9 protein-coding genes are annotated in these 13861 nt (G+C 58.9%); 4 read left to right on the forward strand and 5 right to left on the reverse strand.

The window, feature by feature from the left end; genetic code table 11:
- The first annotated feature begins 28 nt into the window (after nt 1-28).
- Both OP10G_RS18780 and OP10G_RS25045 read left to right on the forward strand, forming a co-directional pair.
- The gene (locus tag OP10G_RS18780) at nt 29-970 is read left to right on the forward strand and encodes an HNH endonuclease (RefSeq protein ID WP_025228893.1); all 942 of its coding nucleotides are present in this window, start codon (nt 29-31) and stop codon (nt 968-970) included.
- Nucleotides 971-1185: 215 nt separating this feature from the next.
- Complete coding sequence (locus OP10G_RS25045; RefSeq protein ID WP_025228892.1) at nt 1186-1602, forward strand: REP-associated tyrosine transposase; 417 nt, start codon at nt 1186-1188, stop codon at nt 1600-1602.
- Nucleotides 1603-1989: 387 nt separating this feature from the next.
- Here OP10G_RS25045 and OP10G_RS25050 read toward each other — a convergent pair whose 3' ends face one another.
- The 5 genes from OP10G_RS25050 to nrdR form a co-directional block, all read right to left on the reverse strand.
- Nucleotides 1990-3060, reverse strand: coding sequence for a glycoside hydrolase family 25 protein (locus tag OP10G_RS25050; protein WP_025228891.1), 1071 nt, complete (start codon nt 3058-3060; stop codon nt 1990-1992).
- Between the two features lie 856 nt (nt 3061-3916).
- Nucleotides 3917-4150, reverse strand: coding sequence for a hypothetical protein (locus OP10G_RS18800; RefSeq protein ID WP_144241248.1), 234 nt, complete (start codon nt 4148-4150; stop codon nt 3917-3919).
- Nucleotides 4151-4743: 593 nt separating this feature from the next.
- Entirely contained in the window at nt 4744-6018 is a 1275-nt protein-coding gene (locus OP10G_RS18805; RefSeq protein WP_025228888.1) for a PIN domain-containing protein, read from the reverse strand.
- 98 nt (nt 6019-6116) lie between these two features.
- Entirely contained in the window at nt 6117-11132 is a 5016-nt protein-coding gene (locus OP10G_RS25055; RefSeq protein ID WP_025228887.1) for an LAGLIDADG family homing endonuclease, read from the reverse strand.
- 279 nt (nt 11133-11411) lie between these two features.
- Nucleotides 11412-11906 (reverse strand): transcriptional regulator NrdR, encoded by a 495-nt coding sequence (nrdR, locus tag OP10G_RS18815; RefSeq protein ID WP_025228886.1) that lies wholly within the window; start codon nt 11904-11906, stop codon nt 11412-11414.
- Between the two features lie 223 nt (nt 11907-12129).
- Here nrdR and OP10G_RS27005 point away from each other — a divergent pair, with 223 nt between their 5' ends.
- Nucleotides 12130-12579: a GAF domain-containing protein gene (locus OP10G_RS27005; RefSeq protein ID WP_038473385.1), complete on the forward strand. Its 450-nt coding sequence runs from the start codon at nt 12130-12132 to the stop codon at nt 12577-12579.
- Nucleotides 12580-12636: 57 nt separating this feature from the next.
- Nucleotides 12637-13788: a citrate/2-methylcitrate synthase gene (locus OP10G_RS18825; RefSeq protein ID WP_025228884.1), complete on the forward strand. Its 1152-nt coding sequence runs from the start codon at nt 12637-12639 to the stop codon at nt 13786-13788.
- Nucleotides 13789-13861: the final 73 nt, after the last annotated feature.

The following is a 13861-nucleotide window of genomic DNA, read 5'->3' on the forward strand; positions in this document are numbered from 1 at the left end:
AAGCCGATGCTACGGGTAAGGTTCGGGAGTGCGCGTTTACGTTGGCATCACGGACCGGGATTGGTTTGAGATGCTCTCGGCGATGCGGCCGGATGAGGTGAACTTTTGGAAGCCGGGGGAGCGGGGGTCCTTTGGTTCGCTTAAGCAGGGCGAGCTATTCTTATTCAAGCTTCATTCGCCGTTGAACTACATCGTTGGCGGCGGATACTTCGTGAGGTTTGTGCCGGATCTGCCGGTTTCGTTTGTCTGGGACGCGTTCCGGGAGAAGAACGGGGTTAGGTCGATGGGCGAGTTTCTGACTCGAATCCGGAAGTACCGGGCAGGGGTGGTCGATGCGGATCCAAAGATTGGGAGCATCGTGCTGACGGAGCCGTTCTGGTTTCCCAGGGACGCGTGGATACCGGCGCCGGCGGATTGGCCGAAGAGCACGGTGCAAGGGAAGGGTTTCGATGCGCTGGATGGGCGAGGGCACGAATTGGTAGCCCAAGTCCGCGAACGGCTTGGTCAGCCGACCGAGCCTGAGCTGGCAATTCCGGGCGACTTCGTGCGTGAGCGGGACCGAGGTCGGGAGCGGTATGGCGAGGCGGTTCGCAAGGTGCGTCTTGGGCAGGGCGGTTTTCAAGTCGAAGTCGTCGAGGCATACGAGCGGCGGTGTGCATTGACGGGTGAGAAGACATTGCCGGTGCTGCAGGCGGCGCACATCGTGCCGTATTCCGAGGGTGGGGAGCACGAGGTGCAGAACGGGCTTCTACTTCGATCCGATATGCACACGCTGTTCGACCGGGGGTATTTGACGATAACGCCCGATTACCGCGTCGAGGTGAGCGCGCAGATTCAGGAGCAGTTTACAAACGGGAAGCTGTACTACAGCTATCACGGTCAGGAGCTGCGGTCGTTGCCGTCCGAGTCGCGAAGACGGCCGTCGGCGGAGTTCCTACAGTGGCACAACGACCGCGTGTTTGTACCATAGCGGACGCGAAAATCAGTCATCGGCTTCTCCTGACGGTTTGCCGGTCGAAGCGAAGCTTCGTTGACTTAGGTGGTGCAAAGCCGGGTGAGGTCGATCCCTCCCGACGCGCCGTCGGGAGGGTCCCGCGCCAGCGGGGCCTCCATCTGAGAAACGCGTAGCGGATTGCCCGGCCGGTGGCCGGACCCTCCCGACGGCGCGTCGGGAGGGATCAGGCGATGGCATGCGAGGCCCGGCGAAAGCCGGTGCTTGCGGAGCCCGAATTCACCGACTCCTGCGCGGCGAATCTCGCACGGGCGGCTGTGGAAAACGGTTGCATCGTCCCGATCTACACGATCTTGCCGGATCACGTGCACGTCCTGATCATGGGCGCGGAGGACTCGAGTCAACCAAAGAAAGCCATGGAGCGGTTTAAGTATCTCTCAGGAACTTGGCTCTTCCATAAGAGACCTGGGGTCGCTTGGCAAGACGATTTCCACGATCGTAACATCCGCTCCTCCGACGATTGGCCGAACCATGTCCGATACATCGCCTTGAACCCCGTTCGCGCCGGTCTCTGCGAGAACATTAAGGATTGGCCATTCACCGGTTCCATCGGCACCGACCTGGACGAGATCCTTGACACGACCATTTGATGTGAAATGTGGTAGTCGATGCGAAACGGAGGTGAGTGGACTGTAGGGAAATGAAGCAAAGCGGAATCGGGTCCGAAAGTTGGCTCGTACCTGGGCGAGAGCGTTTCACATTGTTGACCGCGGCGCAAATGGTCGGAAGGCCTCCGCCATCCAAGAACCAACCTGCGCCGACACAACCTCCAGTCGCGAGGCAAACCAGCCCGGATCGACACGAAGACAGCGCACCCAAAGATGATTTGTGTTGGAGAGATGCCCGAGATCTGAGAGATGGCTTCTAACCTTCTCTTAGGTCGCCAAGCGAGAAGCATGGACGGAAACTATGGTTATTTGGGCTGGTCCAGGCGACGAGGGCCGGATCAATTTTAGATGGTTAGGATTGAGGGCTCCTCAACGAGAAGTGAGGGCTCTAAGCTGGTCCAGTGAGCCATTGAATACTTCCAAGTGTAGTTTCTTGCTAAGTCCTTCCATCTGACCCGCCCGCGAGTACTGCTCGAAATCACAGGACACGCGTTTGCCAGTTGCGCCCGTGTGAGAATGTCCACCCCAGTAACCCGTTGAGCCCGTCCACCTCAGATTCGCTTTTAGATCTGGATCGTCTGCCAAGAAAGCGCACAGATCTCGAGGCCCCGCAATTATCACCTTTCGGTTGCTAAGCTTCTCAATCTCCCGAACAAAGGATTTAAGGATGCCGGCTTTCGATCGAAAACTATCGAGCCGCTTGTCGACGCGACCCGGTTCCACACCGACCAGCAGCGGGAGGTCTGATGGCTGAGGCTGCACAACCTCATACATATGGCGGGCTTGGTCCGCCCCCGAGGTCTGGAACGAGAGGTAGTGGTAGGCACCCCTCAGAATTCCGGCACGACCTGCTGCAGCCCAGTTAATATCAAAAGTTGGATCTGTAAACGTTACACCCTCCGTGGCCTTAATGAACGCAAAACAAACACCTCGCGACTTGAGGTGTTTCAAAGCAGCTTCTACACGTTCAACAGTCAAAGGGGTACGCCTAGGAGCACCATCGATGTCCCAATGGTTCATATCTATTCCAATGGGTCCGTGGTTTCCACCTGGTTTGTTGGGAGGCAACGGCAGATTAGAGACGGCGTCACTAAGTTCCTGGGCAAGGCGGGGCTGTGTATGTGTCAGGTAAGGCAATACTTCTCCTACCTTGTTTGCGACGCGTGCAGAAGACTGTTGGGCTTTACGAATCTTGAGATTGGCCGCAATTAGCTGATCATTCTTCTTTTGCAACTCCCGGTTCTTCTCCTGTAGAGCGGCGACGATCGCTTCGGCGGACCTGGCCTTCTCCAGCTCAGTTACGTGGAGGACCTCTAGGCGATGGCGCTCCGACTCGCTCCTGAGAGCAAAGAGAACTGCACAGAAAGATCCCAGCAAGCCTGCGACAGCAACAGAGTTAGTTATCGCAATTCGTATTGTAAAGGATCGATTTTCAGTCATGGGCGGAAGAATGGGGAGAGGGTATTTCGTGTGGTAACCGTTGTAGAACTGTGATTCTCGTCTCTGAATTCAACTCTTGCCGCAATTTCTCAGTGATCTTACGAACCTCTTCCTCCGCCTTCTTGATTCCTTCGAGGCTCTTGGGCACTTGCCGGTGGCGATTTCGGCAACTTGCCCATTCTATATCGACCCTGGCTTTCAGTCCTAAGCAACGAAGAAAGGAGCCCACTTGAGGAGCTGCAGTGAGCGAGAAGCATGCGGTGAGCCCAGCAATGGCTGGGACGGCATTTGGAATGATTAACTGCTTTCCAACATAGGGGCCAATAATGAGGGCAATTGCATAGAGTCCGCGTGTGAAAAGCAAGCCCCTGGCAAGGCCCTTGACAGACCTGAAGTGGTCGCAGATGGAGAACTCGAAGGTATCTCCCGCATCTTGGTTTGGATCCGATTTCATACTCTCTGGGAGTGACCTGCTCATTTCGCCGAACACCGCGGCCAAGGACAGTGCCCATTGTATCAATAATTGCATTATCACGCCAGAAATTGGTGCACAAAAACGTCAGCGGTCTGGCCTATGAAAGTGTTGTAGCCATCTGGATGCCTATAGCGTACAGAGGCAGTCTGAAAAATTGCCCGAGCCACCGGCTGTGGAACCGATTGGGGCCGGTCTCTGATTTATCGCTCCGGATCTGAACCTACTGGGTTGTGCGATGCAGCCGGTGATGGCCGTCCAGTTATCGCTCGCGCGGACGACTTAGTGGTGAAGGTCGTGCTGCCACCGAACGCCCGGGCCGCGCTGAAAAAACTCCAGACCGAGAGGTGTCTTAACCGATCCATGGCGGCTTAGGGTCGGCTGTTAGCGTCCGTGCAGGTAGCGTTCCCGTGGACATAATCCGGCATGATGGTGTAAACGGGATGGTCTGGCGAACTCGTTGGTGGCTCCGGCGAGGAGGTGGACGCAAGCTCGAACGATTTCAGGGTCGGCGAGTTTTGGGCGCCGGTGGAGCTCGCATGCGGTGAAGGAGACGGTCTTCTGGCCGTTGTAAGCGGCCTCCGGTAGCCGAAGTTTCTTCATCCGCGGCGGCGTCATGACGGGCATTTTAACGCGAAGCGTTGTAGCCGCAGGTTGGTTCGTACCTGCGCGGGGGTGTTTTGGTTCGAGGACCGCCGCGCCTATCGGACGTTGTTGTCCCGTTTTGACGAGGTGTGGAGGTCGTTTGGGGGTTGTCCGCAGGTACGAGCCAACCTGCGTCTACACAACCTGCGGTTGTAAACCCATACGAATCGTTCGCACCTAACGCGAAGCGTTGTAGTAGCAGGTTGGCTCGTACCTGCTCTAAAGTCTTGGCGGTGTGACGCTCACCTCAACCACCCGTCGTACCTCCGGGACCCAGTTGCGCATACACGCGCTGCGCGCGTAGGAACGGCGTGCCGTATATCGAATGAAGCCCCAGCGACCTCCGGACGCAGCCTACCGTGGTCGAAAGTCGGTCTCATTCACAGCATGCGAGGCCCGCCGAAAGCCGGTACTCGCGGAACCCGAATTCGCCGACTCCTGCGCCGCGAGTCTCGCAAGGGCTGCCGTGGAAAACGGCTGCATCGTCCCTATCAACACGATCATGCCGGAGCACATGCGCGTCCTGATCATGGGCTTCAAGCGGCCGGTGATGTTAGAATCTGGGCTTACCCGTCTTCTAGTTCAAGCAAGTTCTTTAGGACAGTCTTGAGTTCTTCTAGAGACCCGGGTTCTTCCATCAACTCGAATAGTTGCCAATCTACAGAACCAGGGTCTTTCTTGTTAATCAATTCGGATAACGTTTCCCGAACAGTAGGCTGAACAGCTGTTTTATAGCGTAATAGAGCCTGTCCTTCAATCCTTCGCTCATCGTCAAACGCATCATGAATAATTATGTCTCGCAACATTTCTGGCTTGCTTTCCAAATCCCGCATAAACTTATGGTTAGCTTCTTTCTTTAGGATTTCAGCGTCCGTCAATAGTTTGCGCAAAGCTTGAATCGCCTGATTTGATGCTGCTTGATTTTTGAAGATCGCCCGATTTCTGTACCGTTCACGAACTTCATGCTGTTTCACATCCCGAACAACTTTCTCTGGCTGCTTCAGAACCTTCAGCAATTCGCTCCATTCGACAACATGGACGCTATGATTATTCGATACTTGAGCGTATTCATAAGATAACTCGTAACGAAGATGAAGCGGACCATTGCTTTGGTGAAACCAGTCCGTTTTGGCATCGCTGGAGACAAAGATAGCGTTCCGTCTCTTATTAGCCGCTTCTTGGAGAATAGTCAGCCAAATAATGATATCACCTGCGCCATGGTCATTCTTCGACTTATCGGCATAACCAGGCGGAATATTGTGTTTGATGCGGCGCTCGATTTCACTTAGAAGCGCATCTTCGCTCATAGTACACTCGACAATGGAATGAGCTTGGACAAACGATTTATATAAATTTGTTACCGGATCATTCCATCGCCAGGACTTTATCACGTTCACAAGATTGTCGTGAGCCTTATTGTATTCCAGTCTCGCCTTTGCTAGGGCCGTTGCTTCTTTTTCAAGGGCCTTGAATTCTGCCAGATCGGCCAAGAACCTGTGCTTAATTTGTTCGGGCTGCTTGGCTTGGCTAAAAGAATTGAGTAGACCACTATGAATTTCCCCAATCTTGTTGGGACGGTGTTTTGCGAATTCGCGAAAAGCGCGGGCCGGAATCCGAAGCCTATCTGATTCTGACAGCTGTTGTAGTACTGCTCCGAAAGAGCTTAAATCTTCATTTGAAACTCTATAAAGGAAAAGAAGTGCATTTGCATCAAGGAACACTAGCGCTGATTCTGTTACCTCTCTTAGAGATTTTATGTCAAGATCAAGTAGAAGAGTTGGGTCCGGATATAGATTCTCCAGAGCGAATACGTCGTCCTTTTCAAACTTAATTTCTTGCATGCCTACCTATCAAACTTTGTTAAGAGTTTAATCTGAATTAGTCGGATCGTACTTTAGAAGAAATGGATACAAACTTAAAATATTCTGTAGCTATTGCCTCAACTACAACCGCTGGTTTCGCCGCACGTATCGCACTTCAAACAAACCCCGTTGCGGACCATAGTGAAGGCGCCGCAGTTGGTGCAGGGGTCGCCTTCGTAGCCTTTTAGGCGGGCTTGCCTCACTTTCTCGGCGATTTCGCCGCCGGGCAGGCGGGGTGTTGGGGTGTTACGGTGTTGGGGTGTTGGGGCAGCGGAGGGCGTTGGGCGTTGGGCGTTGGGCGTTGGGGCCGGAGCGAACAGGTTCGTTTGGGCGCTTTCTACCAGAACTTTGCCGTTGGAGCCGTTGCCGCTGACGTAGCGGTCTTCGTATTGGGCCGGGGCGTTTTTCTGCTTTTGCTCCAGGGTCCAGGTGGGAGAGCCTACAGCTTGGGGATTATCGTCGAGCGGCAACGACGCTTGGGGCGCGTTGTCGCGGGTGGCGTAGAAACCCTTGGAATCGTGGGGCTGGGCGGCGCGGCCGGGGATTTGGCCTTCTAGGTGGTCGTCTTCTACTTCTTCTTCCTCGAAGTCGGGCACTTGGCTGGGGCGGCCGACGGTGTCGCCTTGGAGGTCTTCGGGCTTTACCTGCACGAGATCGGTGCGGGCTAGGTAGGAGAGGGCGAGCTCGCGGAAGATGTAGTCGATGACGGACGTCGACATCTTGATGTTGTCGTGGCCCTGGACCGAGCCATTCGGCTCGAAGCGGGTGAAGACGAATGCCTCGACGAACTCCTCCAGCGGAACGCCGTACTGGAGGCCGAGGGAGATCGCGATGGCGAAGCAGTTCATCAACGACCGGAACGCGGCCCCCTCGCGGTGCATGTCGATGAAGATCTCGCCGAGCGAGCCGTCTTCGAACTCACCGGTCCGCAGGTAGACCTTGTGTCCGCCGACGCGCGCCTTCTGGGTGTATCCCTTGCGCCGACCGGGAAGGGTTCGGCGGCGGCTTATATACCGATAGACTAGCTTTGTTGCTGCCTCCTCGGCTAGTGATGTTTGATGATTGATGACTGATGGTTGATCGGGCACGGAGGAGAAGGAACTCGCTGGGGCGAGTTCGGGCTGCCGGCTGGAAGCCGGCGCCACTTCTTCTTCTTCCAACGTCGCCTCCAGGATCGCCGCCGCGGCGTCGTCGGACGAGGCGTTTAGCGGCTGAGAAAGCTTGGAGCCGTCTCGGTAGAGGGCGTTGGCCTTCAGGCCGAGCGTCCAGGAGAGCCAGTAGGCGTCGTTGACGGCCTTGACGGTGGCTTCGCCGGGGAGGTTGATGGTTTTGCTGATGGCGCCGGAGAGGAACGGCTGGGCGGCGGCCATTTGGCGGATGTGGCCCTCGGCGGAGATGAAGCGGGTGCCGATCTTGCCGCAGCGGTTGGCGGTGTCGAACACGGGCAGGTGCTCCGGCTTCAGGCCCGGGGCGCCTTCCACGGTCATGGTTCCGCAGCAGTAGAGGTTGGCGGCGTCGATCTCGGCGCGGGTCCAGCCGAGCTCGGCGAGCATGTTGAACGACCAGTCGTTGAGCTGCTCGTCGGTGAAGCCGAGGACGTTGTGGCAGAAGTCGTCACCGAAGGTCCACTTGTTGAAGGCGAAGCCGATCTCGAAGGCGTTCTCCAGCGCGGTTTCCAGCGCGGCGAGCTGATCGGGTCCGAACCCCTTCGCCCGCAGCGTCTCGTGGTTGATATACGGCGCGCCCTTGAGTGACTTGTGGCCGAGGGCGTAGCCGATGATCTCGCCGATCTGCGCGTCGGAGTAGCCGAGCTTAGTGAGCGACGGCGGAACCGACTGGTTAATGATCTTGAAGTAGCCGCCGCCGGCGAGCTTCTTGAACTTCACGAGGGCAAAGTCCGGCTCGATTCCGGTGGTGTCGCAATCCATGATGAGGCCGATGGTGCCGGTGGGGGCGAGCACGGTGACCTGGGCGTTTCGGAAACCGTTTGCGGTTCCCAGCTCCAGCGCTCGGTCCCAGGCGCGGTGGGCGGCTTGTAGCATGTCGGGCGGGCAGATCTTTTGGTCGATGCCGACGGGAAGGACGCTGAGCCCTTCGTATTCGTCGGCCGTGTTGTAGGCGGCGCGGCGGTGGTTGCGGATCACGCGGAGCATGTGCTCCTTGTTCGCCTCATAGCGGGGGAACGGCTGCTGCTCCTTCGCCATTTCGGCCGACGCGGCGTAGCTGCCGCCGCCGAGGATGGCGGTAAGGGCGCCGGTGATAGCGAACCCTTCCTGCGAATCGTAGGCGTAGCCCATCTGCATCAGCAGCGCGCCAAGGTTGGCATAGCCGAGGCCGAGGGTGCGGAAATCGTAGCTAAGCTGGGCAATGTCCTTACTGGGGAACTGCGCCATCAACACCGAGATCTCGAGCACGACCGTCCAAACACGGATGGCGTGCTGGTAGCCGGTGAGGTCGAACTTGCCGGTCTGCTGGTCGTAGAACCGGACCAGGTTGATGCTGGCGAGGTTGCAGGCAGTGTCGTCAAGGAACATGTATTCGGAGCAGTTGTGAACGACGAGGCCGTTCGCCACGAAGTGGTGGCTCTCCGGTTCGGTCAGGTCATACACATCTTCGATTCCGCACGGCGTGAGGCTAGCCACGCGATCAAACATCGGGTCCGCGTAGGCGCTCACGCGGCGGTTGAGATCGGCGAGAGCGTTCGCCTTGCGGCTCTCGGGCAGGAAGCCGATCTCTTGCTCGAAGGCGAGCCGGGAGGCGCGGCTGATCCGCAGACTGTGCATCTGCTGGACCTCGCACTCTTTGTGGCCCCCTTGGCCATCGGGCAACATCGCGGAGGTGTTGGCGAGCGGACGTCGGTTCTCGTAGATCTTGCCCTTGATGCCGAAGCCGAGGAGGAGGAGCTGAACCTGTTGGATCAGGGTCAGGCTGGTGCTATCGAGCGAGACGTACTGGGACTTCTCGCCATAGTTGGCGACGGTGCCGTCGGCGGAGAAGAGGCCTCGAAGAATGGCCGCTTGGGATTCGCGGTCGAGCTCGAAGACGCGGTTGCGGAACGCTTTGTGGGCGGCGCCTTCGCCGAGGGTGGCGATCTCTTCGATCGCTTCGAGCACGGGCCGGACGGAAGTTCCGACGCGGAGGCTGGTCGGCGTGGTTTGGATCGTGGTCGTCCGCTTGGATCGTCCATCGACAGCCAGGGAATCCTTGACGGTTTCCAGGTTCCGGCGCATCCGTTCGGCCAGTTCGGCCTCGTCGTGGCCGAGGGTGACGAAGAGGAAACGCTGGTCGTTGGCACCCTTGGTGAGGCAGCCGTCTCCGACGGCGGCGCCGACTAGCTCGGCGAGCGGGCGGTCGATCGACTCGGTCCCGAAGCCGGGACGCTCCAGGACCACTACGTCGTCCAGCATCAGCTCACAAGCGGGCACGTCGCCGCGGTTGGCGGTGAGAACGCGGTGGTCGGCGGTGAGCTTGAGGCGGTAGCCGGCAGCGGTCTTGAGCTCGAAGACCGGCTTGGTGCCGGTCTTGAAGACCTTCTCGACGGTGACCTTGCGACCGTGGCCGTTGATGACCTCAACGCGCTCGCCGACGAGGTCGACGATGCGCCGGTACCCCTTGGCGGTGGCGACGAGGGTGTCGCCGGTCACGCATGGGTTGCTCGCGTTGATGCGGCCATCAACGGGGCAGGTGTGCCACTCGTTGATGGTGGTGTCGTACTGCAGGCCGGGGTCGGCGGAGTTCCAGGCGGCTTCGCAGATCTGCTCCCAGAGGTCTTGGGCGTCGACCGTCTTAATTGTTTTTCCAGTGGTCCGGGCGGTGAGGTTCCAGGTGTCGCCTTTCTCCACGGCGTGGAAGAACGCGTTCGGCACGCGGACGGAATTGTTGCTGTTCTGCCCGGAGACGGTGATGTACGCCTCGCTCTCGTAGCCGGTGTCGAAGGTGGGGAACTCGATCTTGGTGAACCCCTGCTGCGCGAACTGGATGGCGCGCTGAATGTAATTCGGCGGAATCTCGTCGAGCTTGGCCTCGGCGATGGCGAGGCGGAGGGCTTTATTCGTTCTGGGGTTGAAATCGGGGGTGCCAGGCGCGAGGTGTGAGGCGTGAGGCGTGAGGGAAGAGGAATCTTCACGCTTCGCGCTCTGCGCTTTGCCACCTTCGTAGCATGCCTTCATCACCGCGTTAAGGTGCCGCTCGTTCAGCTTGGAGCCGGTTACCAGCGCGGCTACTTTTTGCTCCTCTTTGACCTTCCAGTTGATGAACTCTTCGATATCGGGGTGGTCCAGGTCGAGGCAGACCATTTTGGCGGCCCGGCGGGTGGTGCCGCCGGATTTAATGGCGCCGGCCGATCGGTCGCCGACGCGCAGGAACGACATGAGGCCGCTGCTCTTGCCGCCGCCGCTCAGCTTTTCGTTACCGGCGCGGAGTTTGGAAAAGTTGGTGCCGACGCCGGAGCCGTACTTGAAGATGCGGGCCTCGCGGGTCCACAGGTCCATGATTCCGCCCTCGTTGACGAGGTCGTCCTTCACGCTGAGGATGAAGCAGGCGTGGGGCTGGGGTCGCTCGTACGCGTTTTGGCTCCGCTCCAGCTCGTTCGTCTTGGGGTTGACGTAGTAGTGCCCCTGAGGAACGCCGGTGATGCCGTAGGCGAAGTGGAGTCCGGTATTGAACCACTGCGGCGAGTTCGGTGCGGCGACCTGGCGGGCGAGCATGTGCACGAGCTCGTCGTAGAACGCCTGGGCGTCTTCGGTGGTGTCGAAGTAGTTGTTCTTCTCGCCCCAGTATCGCCAGCAGCCGGCGAGGCGGTGGAAGACCTGGCGAGAGTCGGTCTCGCGGTCTTCCTTGGGGGTGAGGACGTCTTTCAGAGACGGCGCGTACTCCGCGCCGTGGATCTCGCCCACGGGGAGTCCGGCCTTTCGGAAATATTTCTGGGCCAGGATATCGGTGGCGACCTGCGACCAGTGCGCGGGGACCATCACGTTTTCCATAAGGAAAACGGTGGAGCCGTCCGGGTTACGGATCTCGCTGCGGCGGGGCTCGAAGGGAATCCCCGAGTAGGGGTCTTGGCCGGACGTGGTGAAGTAGCGGGAGATTTTCATGAGACTAATGCGCGAGGCGCTGGGCGTTAAGGCGTTGGGAGGGGGCGCGGAAGGCCCTCCGGAATATGCCGAAGGCATTACAGACGACAGCGAAGGGTTGCGAGGAACGAGCTACCCTGGAACAGCGAAGTGATGGGTCCCTACCTCGAAGAGGTTGCGTTCGGCGGACGGTGAAGGGAATGGTCACGCAAAGGCGCGAAGGCGCAAAGGGGAAGGGAGACCGAGTGGGTATGGCGCAACCTTCATGTCCTCGCGCCTCACGCTTCACGCCTTGCTCTCTCACAGCAAGCTCTCCTGCAGGCCTCGATACGGCGCCAGCGATTGCTCTCTCTGGACTTCCTCGATGAGGCGGGCGAAGTCGGAGACGGTTTCGAACTCTTGGTAGACGGAGGCGAAGCGGACGTAGGCGACGGTGTCGACGGGGGCGAGCTCGCGCATGACTCGGGCGCCGATCTCTTTGGTGGTGACTTCGTCTTCGAAGTCTTGGTACAGGTCACGCTCGATTCGCTCGCTAAGGACGCGGATGGTTTCCACCGAGACCGGGCGCTTCCGGCAGGCGATTCGCATGGAGTCGAAGACCTTGTCTCGGGAGAATTCGGCGCGGGTTCCATCCCGTTTGATCACAAAAATTCGCGGCCTTTCGGGTCGCTCGAACGTCGTGAATCTGCGGCCACACGCCAGACATTCGCGGCGGCGGCGGATCGCCTCGCCGTCGATGCAGGGACGCGAATCGAGCACCTTTTGGTCGGCTCCTCCGCAGAACGGGCACTGCATAGCTTTTAGGCGTCCCTCAACATCTTGTGGTTCCCATCATACCGCGACCCAAGCTGTAGCGGAAGAGGAAAATTCTTTCCCACCACTGGTCCCCAGGTTTTGCACCGAGTTACACGGGTTATCAACGGGGTGTTGGGCGTTGGGCGTTGGGCGTGGGGCGTTGGGCGCGGAGGGGAGCGCCGGACGGGGACGTCCGCGCTCCGGGGGCTTCCATAATGGGGGGGTGATTGATTCGGAAGCGGCGGACGAATATATGCGTCGACTGGTTGGGGCAAAGGCGACGGGTGCTAAGTTGAGGCGGCGGGCGATGGAGACGCTGGCAGACTTGCCTGGCTACAACTGGAGCGGGGTCTATCGGCTGGAAGGGGACACGCTCGTGCTCGACGAGTATGTAGGGGCGGAGACCGACCATACGCGCATTCCGGTTGGCCGGGGAGTCTGCGGGACGGCGGTCGCGGAAAACAAAAACCAAGTGGTGACCGATGTTCGGGAGCTGTCGAATTACCTCGCTTGCAGCGCGGTCACCAGGAGCGAAATCGTGGTGCTGATCCGCGACGGGGAGCGGGTGTTGGGGCAGATCGACGTCGACGGGCATGAGGTGGGAGCATTTGACGCGACGGATGAGTCATTCTTGGAGCGAGTGGCCGCGGTTTTGGCGGCTCACTGGGATTGAAAGAACTCGATCGCCGAAGCGGTAAGATTGGGATCAGCGAACGTTTCAACGTGGACCATGAGCGCGACGACAACCGATAAATATCCGAACTACAGCCCCGGGCTAGAAGGGGTGCCGGCCGGCATCAGCAGCATCAGCGAGATCGACAGCGACCGGAGCAGCCTGCAATACCGCGGCTACGACGTCCACGATCTGGCCGAGCAAGGGTCTTACGAAGAGACGGCATTCCTGCTGATCCACGGGCATCTGCCCACCGCGGCCGAACTTGCCGATTTTAACCGCCTGTTGGGAGCGGAGAGGGAAGTACCGGAGGCGGTTTACACCGCGCTGGCGGCGATGCCGAAGCATACGCACCCGATGGATATGATCCGGACGGCGTACTCGATCCTCGCCCCGTTTGATCCGGATTACACGGCTCCGAGCACCGACCATGCGGCGAACCTCCGCAAGGCGGAGCGGATCATCGCCAAGGGCGGCACCATGGTGGCGAACGGGCACCGGATCCGTCAGGGTCTCGCCCCACTCAAGCCGAATCCGTCGCATACCACCGCGCAGAACCTGCTTTATCTCATGCGCGGCGAAGAGCCGGACGCGAAGACGCTGCAGGTACTGGACGCCAGCCTTACCCTTTACGCCGAGCACGGTTTTAACGCTTCCACCTTCGCTTGCCGGGTCACGGTGAGCACGCTTTCCGATCTGTACAGCGGCGTGGTCACGGGCATCGGCACGCTACGCGGGCCGCTGCACGGCGGCGCGAACGAGGAAGCGATTCGCATGATCCTCGAGATCGGCGAACCGGAGAACGCGCAGGCTTGGATCGACGACGCGCTTGCCACCAAGAAGAAGATCATGGGATTCGGCCATCGCGAATACAAGAAGGGCGACAGCCGCGCCTTCTACATGAGCAAGGTCGCCAAGGAGCTCGGAATCGAGAAGGGCGTCACCAAATACGGACAGATCGCCGACATCTTGGAGAAGACGATGGCCGAACGGAAGAACATTTTCCCGAACGTCGACTTCCCGGCTTCGTACGCTTACTACTTGTTAGGGTTGCCGATCGACCTGTATACGCCGATCTTCGTCGCCTCACGGGTGGCCGGATACTGCGCCCACGCGATCGAGCAGCTCGATCACAACCGGCTGATCCGTCCGAAGCAGATCTACGAAGGGCAGGAGAATTTGGCCTACGTCCCCGTCGCGGAGCGGTAACGTATCTCGTGGGACCCAGAGGAGACGCAACCCCGTTGGGGTTGATCGTGTGTCGGTACCGATACCAGGGTAG

The sequence above is a fragment of the Fimbriimonas ginsengisoli Gsoil 348 genome (assembly GCF_000724625.1).
Classification (GTDB): Bacteria; Armatimonadota; Fimbriimonadia; order Fimbriimonadales; family Fimbriimonadaceae; genus Fimbriimonas; species Fimbriimonas ginsengisoli.